Annotated in this window: 19 protein-coding genes and 1 pseudogene; 9 read left to right on the plus strand and 11 right to left on the minus strand. The window is 62.0% G+C overall.

What is annotated here, in order from left to right; all coding sequences use genetic code 11:
• Positions 1-69: 69 nt before the first annotated feature.
• The gene (locus AB8A33_RS15355; RefSeq protein ID WP_439093520.1) at positions 70-768 is read right to left on the minus strand and encodes a phosphatidylserine decarboxylase; all 699 of its coding nucleotides are present in this window, start codon (positions 766-768) and stop codon (positions 70-72) included.
• Between the two features lie 51 nt (positions 769-819).
• Positions 820-2775 carry an ABCB family ABC transporter ATP-binding protein/permease gene (locus AB8A33_RS15360; RefSeq protein WP_439093521.1) on the minus strand — a complete coding sequence of 652 codons (1956 nt, stop codon included), beginning with the start codon at positions 2773-2775 and terminating at the stop codon, positions 820-822.
• Positions 2776-2984: 209 nt separating this feature from the next.
• On the opposite strand from AB8A33_RS15360, the gene AB8A33_RS15365 reads away from it, so the two are divergent.
• Complete coding sequence (locus AB8A33_RS15365; protein ID WP_092151626.1) at positions 2985-3590, plus strand: TIGR00730 family Rossman fold protein; 606 nt, start codon at positions 2985-2987, stop codon at positions 3588-3590.
• A 6-nt stretch (positions 3591-3596) separates the two neighbouring features.
• On the opposite strand, the gene AB8A33_RS15370 is transcribed toward AB8A33_RS15365, so the two are convergent.
• From AB8A33_RS15370 to cysS, 3 genes are all read right to left on the minus strand, one after another.
• Positions 3597-3989: a VOC family protein gene (locus AB8A33_RS15370; protein ID WP_439093522.1), complete on the minus strand. Its 393-nt coding sequence runs from the start codon at positions 3987-3989 to the stop codon at positions 3597-3599.
• A gap of 31 nt (positions 3990-4020) precedes the next feature.
• On the minus strand, positions 4021-4515 hold the full coding sequence (locus AB8A33_RS15375; RefSeq protein WP_439095943.1) for a GNAT family N-acetyltransferase: 495 nt from the start codon (positions 4513-4515) through the stop codon (positions 4021-4023).
• Positions 4516-4630: 115 nt separating this feature from the next.
• Positions 4631-6025 carry a cysteine--tRNA ligase gene (cysS, locus tag AB8A33_RS15380; RefSeq protein WP_439093523.1) on the minus strand — a complete coding sequence of 465 codons (1395 nt, stop codon included), beginning with the start codon at positions 6023-6025 and terminating at the stop codon, positions 4631-4633.
• 286 nt (positions 6026-6311) lie between these two features.
• Here cysS and AB8A33_RS15385 point away from each other — a divergent pair, with 286 nt between their 5' ends.
• From AB8A33_RS15385 to AB8A33_RS15395, 3 genes are all read left to right on the plus strand, one after another.
• Entirely contained in the window at positions 6312-6617 is a 306-nt protein-coding gene (locus tag AB8A33_RS15385; protein WP_089267154.1) for a hypothetical protein, read from the plus strand.
• Positions 6618-6847: 230 nt separating this feature from the next.
• Entirely contained in the window at positions 6848-8035 is a 1188-nt protein-coding gene (locus AB8A33_RS15390) for a DUF2865 domain-containing protein (protein ID WP_439093524.1), read from the plus strand.
• A gap of 105 nt (positions 8036-8140) precedes the next feature.
• Positions 8141-10198, plus strand: a complete 2058-nt coding sequence (locus tag AB8A33_RS15395) for a DUF1217 domain-containing protein (protein ID WP_439093525.1) — start codon at positions 8141-8143, stop codon at positions 10196-10198.
• 55 nt (positions 10199-10253) lie between these two features.
• Here AB8A33_RS15395 and AB8A33_RS15400 read toward each other — a convergent pair.
• The 3 genes and pseudogenes from AB8A33_RS15400 to AB8A33_RS15410 form a co-directional block, all read right to left on the minus strand.
• A pseudogene (locus tag AB8A33_RS15400) lies at positions 10254-12004 on the minus strand (NAD+ synthase).
• Positions 12005-12047: 43 nt separating this feature from the next.
• Complete coding sequence (locus AB8A33_RS15405) at positions 12048-12401, minus strand: diacylglycerol kinase (RefSeq protein ID WP_439093526.1); 354 nt, start codon at positions 12399-12401, stop codon at positions 12048-12050.
• 1 nt (position 12402) lies between these two features.
• Positions 12403-13791, minus strand: coding sequence for a class II 3-deoxy-7-phosphoheptulonate synthase (locus AB8A33_RS15410; protein ID WP_315841650.1), 1389 nt, complete (start codon positions 13789-13791; stop codon positions 12403-12405).
• Between the two features lie 160 nt (positions 13792-13951).
• Between AB8A33_RS15410 and AB8A33_RS15415 the strand changes: the two genes are divergently transcribed.
• Positions 13952-14872 (plus strand): alpha/beta hydrolase family protein, encoded by a 921-nt coding sequence (locus AB8A33_RS15415; RefSeq protein ID WP_439093527.1) that lies wholly within the window; start codon positions 13952-13954, stop codon positions 14870-14872.
• 25 nt (positions 14873-14897) lie between these two features.
• Here AB8A33_RS15415 and gor read toward each other — a convergent pair whose 3' ends face one another.
• From gor to rpiA, 3 genes are read right to left on the minus strand one after another with little or no spacing between them, the layout of a single operon-like run.
• Positions 14898-16283, minus strand: coding sequence for a glutathione-disulfide reductase (gor, locus tag AB8A33_RS15420; protein ID WP_439093528.1), 1386 nt, complete (start codon positions 16281-16283; stop codon positions 14898-14900).
• A gap of 54 nt (positions 16284-16337) precedes the next feature.
• The gene (locus AB8A33_RS15425; RefSeq protein ID WP_439093529.1) at positions 16338-16877 is read right to left on the minus strand and encodes a DUF2059 domain-containing protein; all 540 of its coding nucleotides are present in this window, start codon (positions 16875-16877) and stop codon (positions 16338-16340) included.
• A 23-nt stretch (positions 16878-16900) separates the two neighbouring features.
• Positions 16901-17599: a ribose-5-phosphate isomerase RpiA gene (rpiA, locus tag AB8A33_RS15430; protein WP_439093530.1), complete on the minus strand. Its 699-nt coding sequence runs from the start codon at positions 17597-17599 to the stop codon at positions 16901-16903.
• 193 nt (positions 17600-17792) lie between these two features.
• Between rpiA and AB8A33_RS15435 the strand changes: the two genes are divergently transcribed.
• From AB8A33_RS15435 to AB8A33_RS15450, 4 genes are all read left to right on the plus strand, one after another.
• A complete protein-coding gene (locus tag AB8A33_RS15435; RefSeq protein ID WP_439093531.1) occupies positions 17793-18476 on the plus strand; it encodes an HAD-IA family hydrolase in 684 nt (227 codons plus the stop codon).
• 149 nt (positions 18477-18625) lie between these two features.
• The gene (locus AB8A33_RS15440) at positions 18626-19066 is read left to right on the plus strand and encodes a hypothetical protein (protein WP_439093532.1); all 441 of its coding nucleotides are present in this window, start codon (positions 18626-18628) and stop codon (positions 19064-19066) included.
• Positions 19067-19178: 112 nt separating this feature from the next.
• Complete coding sequence (gene moaA, locus AB8A33_RS15445; RefSeq protein WP_439093533.1) at positions 19179-20210, plus strand: GTP 3',8-cyclase MoaA; 1032 nt, start codon at positions 19179-19181, stop codon at positions 20208-20210.
• Positions 20211-20395: 185 nt separating this feature from the next.
• Positions 20396-20932 carry a TRAP transporter small permease subunit gene (locus tag AB8A33_RS15450; protein WP_315841644.1) on the plus strand — a complete coding sequence of 179 codons (537 nt, stop codon included), beginning with the start codon at positions 20396-20398 and terminating at the stop codon, positions 20930-20932.
• Positions 20933-20962: the final 30 nt, after the last annotated feature.

A 20962-nucleotide genomic window follows, 5' to 3' on the forward strand; every position in this document is an offset into this window, starting at 1 on the left:
GCCGCCCAAAGCGGCAGGAAATCGGGGTTAATCACCCTCGCAGGCAATCCCCCGGGGTTGTCACCCGGGTTAATCGACGCGGTAGGTGCGGCCGCCGTCACCGATCCTGAAATCGGCCAGCACGGTCTCGCCGGCAATCGCGGTCTGCCCCACGGCCACCAGCGCCTTGCTGCCTTCCGGCAGGTAGATATCCAGCCGGGAGCCGAAGCGGATCAGGCCAAAGCGCTCGCCGGCGCTCAGGGTCTGGCCCTCGCGCACGAAGGACACGATCCGGCGCGCCACAAGCCCTGCGATCTGCACGACGCCGATCCGGCCGCCGGGGGTCGAAATCACCAACGAATTGCGCTCATTGTCCTCGCTGGCCTTGTCCAGTTCGGCATTGATGAACTTGCCCGGCCGATAGGCGATGCGCTCGATCCGGCCAGCCACCGGGCTGCGGTTCACATGGACGTTGAAGACGCTCATGAACACCGAGATGCGCAGCAGCGGCTGGTCGCCGAGGCCGAGTTCGGCCGGCGGCAGCACCGGCTGCACCATCGACACTTTCCCGTCGGCAGGCGACACCACGACACCCTCGCGGGTCGGGGTCACGCGGACCGGATCGCGGAAGAACAGCGTGCACCAGACCGTCAGGACCGTTCCGATCCAGCCCAGCGGCGTCCAGATCCAGAACAGCACCAGGCTCGCCAGCGCAAAGGCGCCGATGAAAGGATAGCCTTCCTTGTGGATCGGCGGGATCTGGCCACGGATGGAATTTGCAATGGACATGGGTGCTTAAAACCTGGGTTCGGGCAGAATCTGGCCCTGCTTTAGCAGAGATTATTCCGCCGCGTCAGGCGTCATCAGCCGGTCGTCGTCGACAACAGGCGGGGTGCGATTGGGGGCGACGGCATCGTCATCGATCTGGGCCAGCCGCTCGCGGGCCTCCTGGGCCTCGCGCTGCCGGTTCCACATGCTGGCATAGAGACCGCCGGCGGCCAGTAACTGGCCATGGGTGCCCCGCTCGGCGATCCGGCCCTGATCGAGCACAATGATCTCGTCGGCGCCGACGATGGTGGACAGCCGATGCGCGATCACCAGCGAGGTGCGGCCCTGCGAGACCTTCTCCAGCGCGTCCTGGATCTCCTGCTCGGTATGGCTATCGAGCGCCGACGTTGCTTCGTCGAGCAGCAGGATCGGCGGCGCCTTCAGCACGGTCCGCGCAATGGCCACGCGCTGCTTTTCGCCGCCGGAGAGTTTCAGGCCGCGCTCGCCCACTTCAGTCTCGTAGCCCTTCGGCGACATCCGGATGAAGGGGTCGATCTGCGCCATGCGAGCGGCTTCCTCGACCTCTTCGTCCGTCGCGTCCCAGCGGCCATAGCGGATGTTGTAGCGGATGGTGTCGTTGAACAGCACGGTGTCCTGCGGGACCATACCGATCGACTGGCGTAGCGAGGCCTGCGTGACATTGCGGATGTTCTGGCCATCGATAGAGATCGTTCCGCCCGACACATCATACAGTCGGAACAGCAGTCGCGAGATCGTCGACTTGCCGGCGCCCGACGGGCCGACGATGGCGACGGTCTTGCCGGCCGGCACCTCGAAGGAGAGCCCCTTCAGGATCGGCCGCTCCGGGTCATAGGCGAAACGTACATCGTCGAAGCGCACGGCACCTGACGTCACCAGCAGCGGCTTTGCTCCTGGAATATCCTTCACTTCCGGATTGCGGTTCAGGACACCGAACATCTTCTCGATGTCGATGATCGCCTGCTTGATCTCGCGATAGACCATGCCCATGAAATTCAGCGGCTGGTAGAGCTGGATCATCATGGCGTTGATCATGACGAAATCACCCACCGTGTGGGTGCCGTTGCGCACGCCGACCGCGCACATCAGCATCGTCGATGTCAGACCGAGCGTGAAGATGATCGCCTGCCCGGTATTGAGCACGGCCAGCGAGGTATAGGTCTTGACGCTGGCGCGCTCGAAGCGTTCGACCGTCTTGTCGTAACGTTCAGCCTCACGCGTTTCGGCGCTGAAATATTTGACCGTCTCGTAGTTCAGCAGCGAGTCGATCGCCTTAGTATTCGCCTCGGTATCGGACTCGTTCATGTTGCGGCGGATGGCGATGCGCCACTCGGTCGCGAGATACGTGTAGTACATGTAGACGACCACGGTGATCGCCACGACCAGCACATAGCGCCAGTCGAACTGCCAGAGCAGCACACCCATCACCAGCAACAGCTCGACAATGGTCGGCACCAGTTGCAGGATGACCATCCGCACGATGACTTCGATGCCTGCGCGGCCGCGTTCGAGCACCCGCGTCAGACCACCGGTCTTGCGCTCCAGATGAAAGCGCAGCGACAGTTCGTGCATATGGACGAAAGTGAGATAGGCGAGCTTGCGCACCGCATGCATCGCCACTTTGGCAAAGATGCCATCGCGCCATTGCGTGAAGATCGCCATCAGCACGCGGATCGCGCCGTAGCTGACGGTCATGGCGACCGGCGATGCGATCAGCCACAGCGTCCAGTTCGAGGACTGGACCGGAGCCGTATCAGCGCCGGTCAGCGCATCGATCGCCCATTTGAAGGTGAACGGCACCGTCAGTGTGGCCGCCTTGGCGACCAGCAGCAGCAGCATCGACCAGACGACGCGCATCTTCAGGTCGTCGCGGTCGCCCGGCCAGATATAGGGCCACAAATGGGCGAGCGTTCCGAACAGCGTGCCGCGTTCGATATGGGCCGGGTTAGGAACTGTCTCGTCGTTCAGCGCGGGATCGGAATCAGACATGCACGGCGCCTGGAACGAACGGAGTTGCGGCCCGGGGCCGGCTCAAAATGGAGGTCAATTTCATTAGAATGCATATAGGCGCTTTGCCGGAACGTCGCACCCTCGCGGAGCATTCTTTTCCCTGCGGAGAGGTGTCCCGGGCAGGAATTTCCCGTATCGCGTTCATTCCGTGTCTTGACGCTGTTATCCCGCAGTGCCACATGGATTCCATGAGCACAATTAAAACGATCTGCGTCTATTGCGGCTCCGGCCCCGGTACCAATCCTAGTTTCGTCGAATCAGCCGTCACGCTCGGCAAGATCATGGCCGAGCAAGGCATCGGTCTGGTCTATGGCGGCGGCTCCATCGGCCTGATGGGTGCGGTAGCCAAGTCCGTACTGGACAATGGCGGACGGGTCACTGGCATCATCCCGGAATTCCTGACCAAGCGCGAAAACGCGCTGACCGCCGCCCAGGAACTGATCGTCACCCACGACATGCATGAGCGTAAACGGCTGATGTTCGAGCGGTCAGACGCCTTCGTCGCCCTGCCCGGCGGCATCGGCACGTTGGAAGAGCTGGTCGAACAGCTCACCTGGCAACAGCTCGGCCGCCACAGCAAGCCGATCCTGATGGCCAATATCGATAACTTCTGGGAGCCGCTGCTCGAGCTGCTCAAACACATGCGCTCGACCGCCTTCATCCGGCCGACACTGCCGCTGGACGTGCTGACGGCCGACCGTGCCGAAGACATCCTGCCCCGGCTCCGCACCGCTGCGGCGCTGGCCTCCGACGAAGCCAAGAAGCTGGCTCCAGACGTCGCGACGCGGCTCTGAGGCCTTCTACGACGTGGTGGCGTCGTCCCTCGGGAACGTCACCACCTCGATGCGATTGCCATCGGCATCGGCGATGAAAGTCGCGTAGTAACGCACGCGATCATGCGGCCGCAGCGAGGGTGCGCTTTCCGAGACGCCGCCAGCGGCCATAGCTGCCACATAGAACGCATCAACCTCATCCATCGTCCTCGCGCGCAGGCAAAGATGCACACCGCTATCAGGTGATAGCGGTGTCATGCCTGCACGCAGATTAATCCAGACTTCCGGATAGGTCTTGCCGAACCCAACCATTGCCGGCCGTGTTACCAGCCGGGTCATGCCAAGCGGCGCGAAGCTGCGTTCGTAGAATGGCACGGCACGTTCGAGATTGCTGACCGCGATGGAGATGTGATCGATCATCGGTCTTCCTCCCCCGCCGTCTTCGCTCGATTTAGGACGCCCCAGCTTCGCCCAGCGTCTTCTGCATCGTGGTGTTGGCAAGCCACTCATCATTGACAGGCACGCTATTGCGCTGTGTCGGGATGTAGCCGCGCTTTTTGAAGAACGGCTCAGCGGTGTCGCTGGCATCCACGGACAGCAGCTTGGCGCCGCGCGCGCCAGCGAGCTTCTCGATCGCGTCGATCAGCAAGGATGCCACACCCCGCAGGGCGGCATTCGGATGCACGTAAAGCAGGTCGATATGATTGGCGCTCTTCAGCGATGCAAAGCCGACCGGCACGCCGTCCAGCGTCGCGATCAGCGTCAGTTGCGACGCCAGCCGCTTGCCGAAGGCCACCTCGTCGTCGACCGTGGCAGCCCAGGCTTCCTGCTGCGCTTCGCTGTAGTCGTCGCCCGTCAATTCCTCGATGCTGGCCACATAGATCGCAGCCGCAATCGCGGTGTCATCCGGCAGGAACGGCCGCAATGCCGGTTTTGCTTCGCCCATCGCACTCACCAGAAATCCACCAGCTTCAGCGCCAGCGCGATCGCGCCGATGATCAGCGCCCATTTCAGCGCGATGTAATATTTCCAGTGCTTTGGAAACGGTGTGTCGGGTCGGCTCATCGCGCGATCTCCCAAGTGGTGCCTTCCTTCGAGTCCTTGATGACGACGCCCATGGCGGCAAGTTCGTCGCGGATACGATCGGACTCCTTGAAGTCCTTGCGAGCTCGCGCGGCTGTGCGATCCGCAATCAAACCATCGACCTTGGCTGCGTCGATCCCGCTGGCCTGTTGTTTGCGTCCATTCCATGCAGCAGCCGTCTCCGACAGGAAACCGAGCGCACGTAACGACGCTGCAAATTGGCTGCGATCGCCATCATTGCCTGCTGCCGCACTGTTGCGAAGACCGTGCAACGCCGCAACAGCCAGCGACGTATTCAGATCGTCGAACATCGGCTCCATCACCTTGTCGGAGACGTCGCCACCTGTTGCATCCGCTGCGACCCAATACCAGTCATCGAGCGTCTTGGCGCTTTCTTCCAAACCTTTCACGGTCCAGTCGATCGGCGAGCGATAGTGTGTCTTCAGCATGTTCAGGCGCAGTACTTCGCCCGGCCAATCGTTCAGCAGTTCACGGATGGTGAAGAAGTTGCCGAGGCTCTTCGACATCTTCTCCCCTTCGACCTGCAGGAAGCCGTTGTGCATCCAGTAATTCGCCATCGCATGGGTGCCATGGGCGCAGCGCGACTGGGCGATTTCGTTTTCATGATGCGGGAAGATCAGATCGAGACCGCCGCCATGAATGTCGAAGATCGTGCCGAGATAGGCCTCCGCCATCGCCGAGCATTCGATGTGCCAGCCCGGACGGCCCCTGCCCCACGGACTTTCCCAGCCGGGTTCTTCCGCAGATGACTGCTTCCACAACACGAAGTCGGTCGGATGCTTCTTGTGCGCATCGACGGCGACACGCGCACCGGCCTGCTGGTCTTCCAGTTTGCGGCCGGAGAGTGCGCCATAGTCGGCCATCGACTGGGTGTCGAACAACACTTCGCCCGCAGCCTCATAGGCGTGGCCGCGCGCGATCAATTCCTTGATCAGCGTCACCATGTCGGTTTTGCCGTCGGGCCGCGGCAACACGAAGTCCGTCGCCCGTGGCTGATGGGTCGGCGGCAGGCAGCCCAGCGCATGAACGTCAGTCTCGAACTGATTGAACGTGGTCTCGGTGACGCGGCGGATGGCCTCGTTCAGCGGCAGCCCGGGAAAATCGCGCAACGCGCGGTCGTTGATCTTGTCATCGACGTCCGTGATGTTGCGGACATAGGTGACCTTGTCGGTGCCGTAGATGTGCCGCAGCAGCCGGAACAGCACGTCGAACACGATGACCGGACGCGCATTGCCGATATGGGCGAAGTCGTAGACCGTCGGCCCGCAGACATACATCCGGACGTTGTCGGCATCGATCGGCGTGAAGACGCGCTTCTCGCGGGTCAGAGTGTCGTAAAGGCGCAGTTCCATGGATGTCCGTCCCTTGCGGCCGGGCGTCCGATTATCTCGTGTGAGAAAAGACGGCCTCAGCCAGCGAATCGCTAGCTCGTAATCTCGCGGCAAATGCCACAAATGGCGAGAGAACCGTTCACCGGGGCACCATGGGGCAACCCCAGGTGGCCCGTCAAGGGTGTGGAACCTTGCCGTAAAGGGGCTGATTTCGGCCTCAATCCATCGCTACGCCGTCCATGGTTAATGATTGTTAATCTTTGGGGCGTATCGAATGAGGCGAATTTCCTCATTCATTCGGTGAGTTATGAAATCCATTTCAGTCGTTCTGACGGCGGCATTTGTTCTGGCCGCTTCCTCGGCCTTTGCCGATTCCCGCGTCTTCATCATCGCCAACCAGTCTGACGGTTACGGCATCGATCAGTGCCTCGCCCGTGGCGAGAAGTGCGGCGCGCATGCCGCCCTGTCCTATTGCAAATCGCGCGCCTTCGACCAGGCCGTCGCCTATCGCCGCGTCGATCCCGATGAAGTGACCGGCTCGGTCCCGACGTCGGGCAGCGCCTGCCATCACGGCAAATGCGACGAATTCGTTGCGATTACCTGCCAGCGCTGACATCTGCCAGCTTGCGACTTTCTTGCGTCACGCTTGCGGCCACAGTGAGGCCCCGGAAACGACGTGACCCTGCCGCGAGAAGCAGCTATGGAAAGCCGCGTTCGCCGCCGCATTTTCATCGCGCGCGTCTGGCAACGTCGGCGAGAGGTTGGCGGCGGTATCGACGCGTGACGCCGCACCACCCCGCTTGTTTCTGTCTCGCTCGCTTCTGACTCGCGCATTGGCCGGATATGTCTGACACTGTGACTGCTTCCCTTTCTCGCTGGGCTTTCGTTGGTGCCGCACTGGTTGGTGCGCTGTCGCTGGGCACTCCTGCATTGGCGCAGAACGGACCGCCACCGGGCTATCCCGCGCAGCAGGTCTATCCGCCGAGCCAGGCGCAGCAGCAGGGCTCTGCCAATCCGATGTGCGGACGCCTCGAAGCGCAGCTTGCGACGGTCGATCGCGGCAACGGCCTAGATCCCGCGCGCGCCGAACAGCTTCGCCGCTATGAGGACGCCGCGGCCAAACAGCAAAGCGAACTCGATCGCGTCTCGGCGCAGGCCAAGCGGATGGGCTGCGACAGCTCCGGCTTCTTCTCGCTGTTCAACGGCCAGTCGCAGCAGTGCGGCCCGGTCAACAACCAGATCCAGCAGATGCGCGGCAATCTGGATCAGATCACCAGCAATCTCGAACGTCTGCGTGTCGGCACGCCCGGCAGTTCGGACCGTGATACCCAGCGCCGCTCGGTGCTGCTGGCGCTGGCGCAAAACAATTGTGGCCCGCAATACGCCGCCGCTGCGCGTCAGGCAGCACCGCAGAACTCAGGCCCCGGCGGCTTCCTCAACAATCTGTTCGGCAACAACGAGCCAAGCCCCGGCGCGCCGCCGATGGACGGCAATATGTCGCCCGTTCCGTCCGGCACCTATCGCACCGTCTGCGTGCGCACCTGCGATGGCTTCTATTTCCCCATCTCGTTCGCGACGATCCCGGCGCGTTTCGGCGATGACGAGCGGACCTGCAAGAATCTCTGCCCGGCCTCCGACGCCAACCTGTTCACCTATCGCAATCCCGGCGAGGACATGAACGCGGCCGTCTCGGTTTCGGGACAGCCCTATTCGTCGTCGCCGAACGCTTTCAAGTATCGCACCGAATTCAACCCGTCGTGCTCCTGCAAGGCGCAAGGTCAGACCTGGTCCGAGGCGTTGAAGAATGTCGACGACAAATCGGCAGCGGAGAATGGCGACATCATCGTCACCGAGGAACGTGCCAAGCGGATGTCGCAGCCGCAGGGCAAGGGCACACCCGCCGCATTGAAGAAGGGCGCGGCGACCGATGCGCCTGCTGCTGCAGTTCCCGCGCAACCGGTGACACCGTCCACTCCTGGCCAGATCCGGACCGTCGGCCCGCAATTCCTGCCGAACAACGTGCCACGCTAAGCCTCGCCTCCTCGCCCGGCCAGGCAACGACGGCACACAGCCATTGCGTCCAGCTTCGGACAACCTCCGAACGGTAGGCTCACGCCAAACCGCAAGGGTGTTCGGATGGTCTCGACTTATCTCAACTATAATATCGTCTCCCGCAATCTCACCCAATCGCTGACGCGGATATCGCAACAGGCCGCCGTCTCGCGGGATACGGCCTATTACAAGGAAAATATCGACAAGGTGAAAACCGTCGATGATCTCCTGAACGACTATCGGCTCTATACCTATGCAACGACGGCCTATGGTCTGGAGGACATGGCCTATGCCAAGGCCTTCCTGCGCAAGGTGCTGGAAAGCGATCTCTCCGATGCCAACAGTTTCGCCAACAAGCTGAGCGACAAGCGTTACCGGGATTTCGCAGCAGCCTTCCCCTTCGGAACCAGCAGCAGCGGCACCAACACCGCCCAGTCTGCGAACCAGGCCGATGACATGATCGGTCTGTACACGGCCGTAGCGCAGCGCGGGGTCGATGCCATCGACGTGAACAAGAACTACTACAATCTCACGATCGGAAAGATCACGAACGTCAATGGCCTGCTCGCCGACGACGAACTGCGCGATTATGTTTTCTCGGCCTTCGGCATCGACAAGAATCACTGGTCCCACGACACGATGAGCCAGGTGCTGAGCAGCGATCCGTCCGATCCAAACAGCTATGTCAATTCCGTTTGGGTGTCGCAGAAGGACGACATCAATGCGAATATCACCAAGGCCCAAGCAGCGATGCTCGATGCGGCCGGCAAGATCGACACATACATGGCGGCATTGAAACAGCCGGGCGCCGACATGGCCGATCTGCGCCAGAAGATCGATCTGGAGCGCGCGCGCGGATCGATGAATGAGGTCAGCATCCTCAGCTATAAGGATGCACTGAAGACGATCGACAGCTATGTGGCGCTTGCCGGCGCTTTCGAGTTCTCGCCCGACGGCACATTGCCCACCGGAACGTCTGCGCAGACAGCCGCGCAGCTGACCGACACCCATGCCAAATATGTCAACAGCCAGGGCGCGACCTATCTCGCAGCGGACGAAAAGTACGCGGCATCGCTGATCAAGCAGTATCGCGCCGGTCTCGCCAGGGTGACCACGGTCGATGCCTTTCTCAAGACGCCAAACGTCTATAATTTTGCTCTGAAATCATTTGGCCTCGATCCCGAAGAGGTTTCGCCGACAATCATCAAGAACGTCCTCAAAAGCGATCCGGACGATCCGAAGAGCTACGTGAACAAGCTGCACGACGACCGATACGTTCAGCTTGCTCGGGCATTCAATTTCGACAGTAGCGGAAATATCACGACGCCTGTGGTGGCGCAGGACGCGACCGAAGTCACCCAGGTGATGAAGGACTACATTATCGCCAAGACCCGCTTCACGAGCGACAAGGAACAGACCGAGCTGCGCAAGGCGGCCGACAAGGACGCGGTCTATTATCAAAACAACATCGCCAATGTCGAAAGCATCAAGGACCTGCTCGCCGACCGCAAGCTGATCGATATCGCGCTCGTCGCTAAGGGTCTCGAGCCCGACAAGGTGAGCACCGCCGACCTGCGCAAGATGTTCGACTCTGACCTCAACAACCCCAAGAGCTTCGTCAATACGCAAACCGATCCGCGTTTCGCGGAACTGGTGGCCTCGTTCAATTTCGACGACGACGGTGAGATCGCGCGGCTACCGAAATTTGGGCCGCAGACCCGGGACCAGTTTATGGAAACCCAGCACAAATATTTGCAGCAGACGCTGGAGACGCAGCAGGGCGAAAGCAATCCCGGCGTGCGGCTCGCGCTCTACTTCGAGCGCAAGGCGCCGAGCATCACTTCGGCCTATGACCTGCTTGCGGACAAGGCGCTGGCGGAAGTGTTCCGCACCATCTTCAGCCTGCCGGACGAGGTCGGCGCCATGGACATCGATCGGCAGGCCAAGGTGGTGGAGAAACACCTCAATCTGAAGGACCTCGCCGATCCCGCAAAGCTGGCCAAACTGCTGAACCGTTTCTCGGCGCTGTATGACATCAAGAACAGCACCAGCGCCGCATCCTCACCCGTCGTCACCCTGTTTCAGGGCGGTGGCGTCCTGAGCGATTCAACCTTTGCGGCGGTGGCCAAAACGGCGCGGTGACGGGATCACGCGCTGATACACGACGGGTTTGTAGGGCGTCATTTGCCCTACAGCTTCATTCAAACGCTTCGCTGGTGCCCTTGCCGGGTCGCGTCACCACCCTTCATCGGGCTTCGGCAATGGATTGGCCAGATCGCGAAACTTGTTGGTGATAGGATAGCGGCGATCCCTGCCAAAGTTCTTCCGCGTCACTTTCACGCCCGGTGCCGCCTGCCGGCGCTTGTATTCGGCGATGTTGAGCAGCCGATCGATCCGCGTCACCACGTCCTTCTCGAAGCCGGCCGCGACGATCTCCGACAGCGGCTCCTCGCGCTCGACCAGACGCTCAAGAATGCCATCGAGGATATCGTAGGGCGGCAGCGAGTCCTGATCAGTCTGGTTCTCGCGCAATTCCGCGGTCGGCGGTCGCACGATGATATTGACCGGGATCACCTCGCCATCGGGGCCAAGCGCGCCTTCGGGCTTCCATGAATTGCGCAGCGTCGAGAGCCGGAACACCTCGGTCTTGTAGATGTCCTTGATCGGATTGAAGCCGCCGTTCATGTCGCCATAGAGCGTGGCATAGCCGACCGACATTTCCGACTTGTTGCCGGTGGTGACGACCATCGCGCCGGTCTTGTTGGAGACGGCCATTAACAGCGTGCCACGGGTGCGGGCCTGCAGGTTCTCTTCGGTGATGTCGCGCGCGAGACCCTTGAAGGTATCGGCGAGAATTTTCTCGAAGCCGTTGACCGCATCGGCGATGGGCAGGATCTCGTAGCGGAAGCCGAGTGCCTTCGCGAGCTTGTCGGCATCGTCGAGCGACACCTGCGCGGTGTAGCGGAATGGCAGCATGATACCGCGCACGCGGTCGGCTCCGAGCGCATCCACGGCGATGGCGGCGCAAAGTGCGGAGTCGATACCGCCGGAGATGCCCATCAGCACGCCGGGGAAACCGTTTTTGTTCACGTAGTCGCGCAGGCCGAGCACGCAGGCGGCATAGTCGCCCTCGTCGCCTTCCGGCACTTTGGCGATCGGACCGCTGCAGCGCCAGTGGCCGTCGGCCTTCTCGAAGCTCAGCGTGGTGATGCTCTCGGCAAAGGACGGCAATTGCGCACCGAGCGAGCGGTCGGCGTTGAGCACGAAGCTCGCGCCGTCGAATACGAGTTCGTCCTGGCCGCCGACCTGGTTGAGATAGATCAGCGGCAGATGGCTCTCGGTGACGCGGGCGACCTGCACCGACAAGCGCAGATCCGTCTTGCCGCGGGCATATGGCGAACCGTTCGGCACGATCAGGATTTCCGCGCCGGTCTCGGTCAGCGTCTCGACCACGTCTTCGTAGTCGGCGGACTCTTCCATCCAGGTGTCTTCGCAGATCGGCACGCCGACGCGCAGGCCGCGGATGGTGACGGGTCCCGAGACCGAGCCGCGCGCGAAGACGCGCTTCTCGTCGAACACACCGTAATTCGGCAGATTGACCTTGAAGCGGATCGCGGCGATGCGGCCTTCGTCAAGCAACGCGCAGGCATTGTAGAGCTTGCCGCCATCGACCCAGGGCGAGCCGATCAGCACAGCCGGACCTCCGTCCGCGGTCTCGCGCGCCAGCTCCTCGATGGCCGCGCGGCAGGCCGCCTGAAATGCCGGTTTCAGCACCAGATCTTCCGGTGGGTAGCCGGCGATGAACAATTCAGGAAACACGATCAGCGTCGCGCCGTCGGCTTTGGCCTGCGCCCGCGCGGCGCGCGCCTTGGCGGCATTGCCGGTGATGTCACCGACGATGGGATTGAGCTGGGCGAGCGTGACGGTGAAGCGCGTCAATTCTGTCATGGAAACATCCAAGCCTACCGGCTCCCCCTTCGCAACTGCGGGATTAGAAGATGCCTATGCGCTCACCGAGCGCATACAGCCAGGTCATGCCGGCAATCACCAGTGCGACGCCGACGGCCGCCGATCCCATGTCCTTCACACGCCCGATCTGCGGATCGTGTTCGGTGGTGAGCCGGTCGGCCAGTTTCTCGATGGCGGTGTTGAGGAGTTCGACGGTGAGCAGTAGTAAAACCACCGCCACCAGCTCGAGCCGGCGCGCCGCGGTGGTGCCGATGAAGAATGACAGCGGCACCGCGAGGAGCAGCGCAAACAGCTCCTCGCGAATGGCCTGCTCCGATCGCGTCGCGAAGGTCAGGCCATTCCAGGTATTGATGGTGGAGCGCCAGAGGCGCGACAAGTCAGAGACCCGATGCCACCGGCAGCGGCTCCGCCCTATCGACGCGGGACGTCTTCAGCAGTTCGGCGATCAGGAACGCCATGTCGATGGACTGCTCGGCATTCAGACGGGGATCGCAGACCGTGTGGTAGCGGTCGTTGAGGTCCTCGTCCGAAATGGCGCGCGCGCCACCGGTACATTCCGTCACGTTCTGGCCGGTCATCTCCAGATGCACGCCGCCGGCATGGGTGCCTTCGGCCGCATGGATCTGGAAGAACGACTTCACCTCCGACAGGATGCGGTCGAACGGCCGGGTCTTATAGCCGGAATTCGACGTGATGGTGTTGCCGTGCATCGGATCGCACGACCATACCACCGAGCGCCCTTCCTTCTGCACCGCGCGGATGAAGCCCGGCAGATGCTCCCCAACCTTCTCATGGCCGAAGCGGTTGATCAGCGTCAGGCGGCCGGGCTCATTGTCCGGATTGAGGACGTCGATCAGCTTCAGCAGTTCATCCGGCTTCAGCGACGGGCCGCACTTCAGGCCGATCGGATTCTTGATGCCGCGGAAGTATTCGACATGGGCATGATCGAGCTGCCGCGTACGGTCGCCGATCCAGATCATGTGGCCGGAGGTCGCATACCAGTCACCCGTCGTGGAATCGACGCGCGTGAAGGCCTGCTCGTAACCGAGCAGCAGCGCTTCGTGGCTGGTGTAGAAATCCGTCGAGCGCAGTTCCGGATGGCTTTCCAGATTGAGGCCGCAGGCGCGCATGAAGTTCAGCGCGTCCGAGATGCGATCAGCAAGTTCCTTGTAACGGCGCGACTGCTGCGAATCCTTGAGGAAGCCGAGCATCCACTGGTGCACGCTGCCGAGATTGGCGAAGCCGCCAGTCGCGAAAGCGCGCAGCAGATTCAGCGTCGCCGCCGACTGGCGATAGGCCATCAGCTGGCGCTGTGGATCGGGCACGCGCGATTCTGGCGTGAAGGCGATGTCATTGATGATATCGCCGCGATAGCTCGGCAGTTCGACGCCGTTGAGCTTCTCCATCGGCGACGACCGCGGCTTGGCAAACTGGCCGGCGATACGGCCGATCTTCACCACGGGCAGCGCGCCAGCATAGGTCAGCACCACCGACATCTGCAGGAAGGCGCGGAAGAAATCGCGGATATTGTTGGCGCCGTGTTCGGCAAAGCTTTCGGCGCAATCGCCGCCCTGCAACAGGAAGGCTTCGCCAGCGGCCACGCGGGCGAGCGACTTCTTCAGATTGCGGGCTTCACCTGCAAAAACCAGCGGCGGAAACGTGGCAAGCTGCGCCTCGACATCGCCAAGGGCCTTGAGATCCGGGTATTCCGGCATTTGCAGCACGGGCTTGCCGCGCCAGCTATCGGGTGTCCACCGCTCGGACATGAAAATCACTCCTGAAAACCGCGCTTTATGGCTGCGGAGGCCGCGTTATACACAGCACAGATGGGGATCGCCAGTTCGAAATCCACATTGCGCCCCAAGCCCTTGCAGCCAAAGCCGAATTCGCATTTGCTAGCCTGAGGTAAGGGTCTTGTGGGACACCATGGGAGAAACTGCGGTGTCGGAGGCTGCACTGGACGACGCTTTTGCCGATGACATCACCTTCCAGGCGACCGACGGCTATTCGTTGGGCGCGACGCTGTACCTGCCCCGCGGCGCCCGCACCCATGCGGTTCTGATCAATTCGGCCACCGCCGTTCCCCGCAAGATCTACAGAGGTTTCGCCAGCTACCTCGCCAGCCGCGGCTGCGCCGTGCTGACCTATGACTATCGCGGCACCGGGGATTCGCGGCCCAAGGCCGATCCCCTGTCCGGCCGGTCGAACGCGCTGGTCGGCTTCAAGGCCTCCATGACCGACTGGGCGGCGCTCGACGTTACCGCCGCGGTGAACTGGATGCGCGAGCGCTACAAGGCAATGCCGCTCGCCTTTGTCGGCCATTCCTTCGGCGGTCAGGCGCTCGGCCTGATCCCCAACAATTCCGAGGTGTCACGCGCCCTGCTCATCGCGGCACAGGCCGGCACCTGGCGGCTGATGACACCGCCGGAGGGCTATCGCATTTATGCGCTGATGAAATTCGTCGGCGCGCCGCTGGCGCGCGTCATCGGCTATGCACCCGGCAGGATCGGCCTCGGCTACGATCTGCCACGCGACGTATTTCTGGAATGGGCCAATTGGGTCACCAACGATCGCTACTTCTTCGACGACAGCAAATTGCGGGCGCTGGTGAACTTTCCGCGCTACCGCGGCGAGCTGCGGGCCCTCAGCTTTTCGGACGATCCATGGGCCACACGCGCCGCCGTTGAAATGCTCTGCGCAGGCTTCACGTCAATCAAGGCCGAGATCGACAGTATCAGGCCGATCGAGGCCGGCAGCAAGAAAGTCGGCCATTTCGGATTCTTCCGGCCGGAGCACCGCGACACCCTGTGGCGCGGCGCCGCCGAATGGATCCAGATGCAAGACTAACTATCCCGCGGCTACGCCGCGCTGATTATTCCGCGGCTTCGCGCACGTAGCGCGCGGTTGGCGTGCGCATCGTCACCAGTTCCTCGGCCGCACTCGGATGCACGGCCACCGTGGCATCGAAATCAGCCTTTGTAGCCTTCAGCTTCACACAGATGCCCAGCACCTGGATGAGTTCGGCCGCCTCCGGTCCGACAATGTGGCAGCCGACCACGATATCGGTGGCGCCATCGACCACCAGCTTCATGAGCACACGGCTTTCGCTGCCGGAAATCGTCGATTTGATCGACCGGAAATTGGTCTTGTAGATATCGACGTGGCTGAAGGTGGCGCGCGCCTCTTCTTCACTCATGCCGACGGTGCCGACTTCCGGCTGGGTGAACACCGCCGTCGGGATATTGCTGTGATCGACCTTCACGGTCTTCTTGCCGAACACCGTGTCGGCAAAAGCGTGGCCTTCGCGGATCGCCACCGGCGTGAGGTTGACGCGATTGGTGACGTCACCGACCGCGTAGATATGCGGCACATTGGTCTGCGAGAATTCGTTGACGATGATGCCGCCATGGGCGGGCTTGAGCGCAACGCCAGCCTTCTCGAGGCCGAGATTGGCGGTATTCGGATTGCGCCCGATCGCGAACAACACCTGATCGGACGCGATGCTTGCGCCGCTGGACAGATGCGTCGTGAATTCGTGCCGGTGCTTCTCGACCTTGGCCACCGTGCAGCCGGTCAGGATGGTGATGCCATCCTTCTCCATCTCGCTGCGAACATGGGCCCGCACATCTTCGTCGAAGCCGCGCAGGATGTTGTCGCCGCGATAGACCACCGTCACGTCGGAGCCCAATCCAGCAAAGATGCAGGCGAATTCAAGCGCGATGTAACCACCGCCCTGGATCACGATGCGCCTCGGCAGTTCGGGCAGATGAAACACCTCGTTGGAGGAGATCACATGCTCAATACCGGGGATGACAGGCCCATGATTGGGCGCGCCGCCGGTGGCGATCAGGATGTGTTTGGCGCGAACCGTCTCGCCGGTGCCGAGCCGGAGCGTGTGCGGATCCTCGAAGACTGCGCGGGTCTTGACGGTCGTCGCGCCGGACTTCTCCACGTTGGACTGATAGATGCCCTCGAGCCGGGCGATCTCCTTGTCCTTGTTGGCGATGAAGATCGACCAGTTGAATGTTGCCGTCGGAATGGTCCATCCGAAGCCGGCGGCATCGTCGATCTCGCGCTGGACGTGCGAGGCATAGACCATCAGCTTCTTCGGCACGCAGCCGCGGATCACGCAGGTGCCGCCGAAGCGATATTCCTCGGCCACCATGACCTTCGCGCCGTAGCCGGCAGCGATACGGGCGGCGCGCACGCCGCCTGAACCGCCACCAATGACAAACAGATCGACGTCGATATCAGCCATGATCGCTCCGAACTGCGGACTGAGGCCCGGGATGACGGGCCTCAGCTTGCGCCCTTAGATTTCCTTGCCGCGCTTGCGCATTTCAGCGCGGAACAGGCCGTTGACCTGCTCCGAAAACTGCTGCGCCCACTGCTGCATATAGGTCATGCTGGCGGAAATCGACTGGGGCTCCTGCACCAGAAGTTTCTGGCCGAGCGGCGACTTGTAGAAGGTCGCAAGATCCTTCAACTCCGCCTCGGTGAAGTCGCTGGCATAGATCTTCGCCATCTGCTCGGTGATCTCCTTGTCGCGCCCAGCCATCGTCTGCGCGATGGTGATGGCGACCTCGTTGAGATCCTTCTGATAGTTCAGATTGCTCTGCAGCAGCGAATCCTTGACGCGCTGAACCATGTTCGGCACGGCATTGGCATACATCGCGCTGGCGTTCTTCATCGCCAGAATTTCCTTGGCGTAACCGATCGCAGCTGGCGATGCCGGCTTGATCGGACGAGCCTGTCCTTCCGGAGATGCCTGCTGCGCGGAGACCGGCAGCGCAGTGACTGCAACGCCGAGCGCGAGGCCGGCGGACAGCAGCATGTGCGAAAGCTTCTTCATTCCAATTCTCCTTGATTGCGCCATTACGGGCGCTCGAAAACGCGAATTCCCTGCGATCCTGCCAGCATGGCGGTGCTCGCCAGACCGATAAACAAACCGTGCTCGACCACGCCCGGAATGGCGCCGAGCAGCCCGGCCAGTCGGGGCGCATCGGTGATGGTCCCGAGCCGGGCGTCGATGATCCAGTGGCCGCCATCGGTGACGAAAGCATGGCCGTCCTTGCCGCTGCGAATGGCCATTTCGCCGTGCAACCCGCACTTGGCGAACACATCGGCAATAGCGCGGCGCGTGGCCGACAGGCCGAACGGGATCACTTCCACAGGCAGCGGGAAGCGGCCGAGGGTCGACACCCATTTGGAATCGTCGGCGATGACAATCATGCGGTCGGAGGCCGCCGCCACGATCTTCTCGCGCAGCAATGCGCCGCCGCCGCCCTTAATGAGATTCAGCGCCGGATCGACTTCGTCGGCACCGTCCACCGTGAGATCAAGCCGATCGACCTCGTCGAGTGTGGTCAGCGGCACGCCGCAACGTTCGGCATCGGCGCGTGTGGCTTCGGATGTCGGCACGCCAATGACCTTGAGACCGCCCGCCACGCGCTCACCGAGCAGTTCGACGAAATGCTTCGCCGTCGATCCCGTGCCGAGTCCGAGCTTCATGCCATCACGCACATGTTCGAGCGCCTTTGCGGCAGCCTGTCGTTTCAGCTCGTCCATATTCATCGGCGCAGCGGTCCTTGCGGTTCACAATCGGTCCCGCGGACGGGATGCGCCGCATATCTAGCGACGTTTGAGGGCAAGGAACAGGGCGAAGGACGTGCTTTCCCGGGGAATGCGGGCCTGCATTCCCCGAGGGGATGCTGGGCTACGTCCGGCCCCCTTGCGGGATCGGCCGCGGACCGGTAGCGATCCGCTCATGACCCAAGCTCCTCTCGTCGTTTTCGACCTCGATGGCACCCTCGTCGATACCGCCCCCGATCTCATCAGCGCTCTGAATCATGTGCTCCATCAGGAGGGGTTGGCCCCCGTCCCGCTGGAATCCGCGCGGAAAATGATCGGTCAGGGCGCCCGGCGCCTGATCGAGCGTGGACTCGAGCTGGAAGGGCGCGAAATGAGCCCGCATGAGGTCACACGCCTGACCCACGACTTCATCGATTATTACGCAGAGCATATCGCTGACGCGTCCCGCCCTTTCGAGGGCCTGATCGCGGCGCTCGATGATATGGCCAAGCGTGGCTACCGCTTCGCGGTTTGTACCAACAAGCTGGAATGGCTGTCGAAGCTGCTGCTCGAAAAGCTGGAACTGACCAACCGATTCGCGGCGATCTGCGGCGCTGATACGTTCGGCGTCGCGAAGCCCGATCCGGTCATCTTGCAGCAAACGGTAGCGCGTGCCGGTGGCGTGATGTCGTCCGTGGTCATGGTCGGCGATGCCGGCCCCGATGTCGGTGTGGCGCGGCGGGCCAATGTCCCGGTGATCGGCGTTACATTCGGCTATACCGACGTCCCGATTGTCGAGCTCAAGCCCGACATCGTGATCGACCATTTCCGCGATCTACCGGCAACTGTCGACCGCCTGTTGCCCCGACGCCCCGCCTAGCCTGTTCACATAATTGAGTTTCTCAGGTTGTTCGGCGACTTCGTTAACCATCAATTAACTATAAGCGGCCTGCGTGTTGCGTCATATGTACGACGCTCCTATGGTTGCCCGGGGATGGCGGCTAGCCGCAAAACGTGACGGATATACCCATGCGTAGAGTAATAGTTTTGGCAGCGGCAGGCTTGAGCCTGGCCGGTTGCACCTCGTTCTCCATGGACGCATTCAAGTCGGCGCCGGAACCAGTTACCGTGCAGTTCGACTCGATTCCTCCCGGCGCAGAGGTGGTCACGTCGATTGGCCCGAGCTGCAAGACCCCGTGCTCGCTGCCTCTGGCAACGGAAACCGGGTTCAGCGCGACCTTTACCCTCGCCAAATTCCAGCCGATGACAGTTCCGGTGACCGTCACCCGCGTTCCCGGGGATTTCACCTCGCCGGCACGAACCACGGTCGATCCGAGCCCGGTCGTCGCCGAACTGCAGCCCGCGACGCCGCCACGCCGCGCCCGCAAGGCTGCCAAGCGTGCAGCAGCACCTGCCGCGGCCCCGGCCGCCGCAGCTGCGGCGGGCTCGCCGTTCCCCGCCCCTCGCTGATCCGCCAAACATATACGTTGGCGTGATTGTGCCAGCTGCAACCCATGACTAGATTGAACGTGCGGCGTTTTTCGCCGCGCGAGCAATTCATGTTTTGCAGTCAGGCATCTGAATGACCGTCTCCGAGTTGAGCCCCGCCCTGGCCTCCTCTGCTATGACCGACCCGTTCGGTCGGCGGATCAGCTATTTGCGTGTCTCGGTGACCGATCGCTGCGATCTGCGCTGCTTCTATTGCATGTCGGAAGACATGACGTTCCTGCCCAAGGCCGACCTGCTGACGCTGGAAGAGCTCGATCGGCTCTGCTCCGCGTTCATCGCCAAGGGCGTTACCAAGCTGCGGCTGACTGGCGGCGAACCGCTTGTCCGGCGCAACGTCATGGGCCTCGTGCGTTCGCTATCGCGCCACCTCAAGACTGGCGCCCTGAAAGAGTTGACGCTGACCACCAACGGCTCGCTGCTCGCCAAATATGCCAATGAACTGGCCGATTGCGGCGTGAAACGCATCAACGTCTCCCTGGACACGCTCGATGCCGCGAAATTCCGTACCATCACGCGCTGGGGTGATATCGGCAAGGTATTGGCCGGGATCGACGCTGCGCAGGCAGCGGGCCTCGCCGTAAAGATCAATGCCGTCGCCTTGAAGAACATGAATGAGGAAGAAATCCCCTCATTGATCGAATGGGCCCACGGCCGCGACATGGCACTGACCCTGATCGAAGTGATGCCGATGGGCGATATCGGCGAAGGCCGCATCGACCAGTATGTGCCGTTGTCGCTGCTGCGCACGCGCCTTGCCGGTCAGTTCACGATGACGGATCTCCCGGACGACACCGGCGGTCCCGCCCGCTATGTCCGCGTTGCCGAAACTGGCGGCAAGATCGGCTTCATCACGCCGATGACCCATAATTTCTGCGAGTCGTGTAATCGCGTGCGCATCACCTGCACCGGAACGATCCATACCTGCCTGGGCCATGAGGATGCATCCGACCTGCGCAAGCCGCTGCGGGCTTCCGCCGACAACGACCTCCTGAACGCCACGATCGACCGCGCCATCGGCCTGAAGCCGAAGGGGCACGATTTCATCATCGATCGCCGCCACAACCGGCCGAGCGTCAGCCGGCATATGAGCGTGACCGGGGGGTAACCCACCGGCGGTGCTCCGTCCTCCCCCTCGACCAATGGCCTGCGACAAACCGTCAATTTCCGATTGACGATTGCATGACGCGCTGAAATGGTGCCGCCGAATTCTTTCGCCCAGCGGAAAAAGCTACGCTTTCTCAGTGAGAAAGACGTGATGAGCGGACAGCGGGGCGACTTTCGGGGGAAACTGTGGACGTACTCAAATTCACACGTGCGATCGATGCGCTGAGCGATGTGTTCGGCTTCATCGCCAAGTGGCTCGTGCTGCTCGCCTGCCTCGTCAGCGCCGGCAACGCCACGATCCGTTATCTCTTCAACTATTCGTCGAACGGCTGGCTCGAAATCCAGTGGTACATGTTCGCGGGCATCGTGTTTTTCGGCGCGGCGCAGACACTGCGCCTCAATGAGCATGTGCGCGTCGATCTGCTCTATTCGGCGGTCTCCGATCGCGCGCGGCTGTGGATCGACATCATCGGCCTCTGCATCTTCCTGCTGCCGGCGATGACATACCTCACTTACATGACATTCCCGTTTTTCCTGAATTCCTGGAATTCGCAGGAGGTCTCCAGTAATGCGGGCGGCCTGATCCTGTGGCCGGTGAAGCTGGTGCTGCCGCTCGGCTTCGGTCTGCTGCTGCTGCAGGGTCTGGCCGAACTCGCCAAGCGCATCGCCGCGCTCGCCGGCGTCGTCCAGATCGACACCCATTACGAAGCGCCGCTGCAATAGCGGCGTTTGCTTTTTCAGCCTCTCGCATTT

The organism is Tardiphaga sp. 813_E8_N1_3 (assembly GCF_051811025.1).
GTDB lineage: Bacteria > Pseudomonadota > Alphaproteobacteria > Rhizobiales > Xanthobacteraceae > Tardiphaga.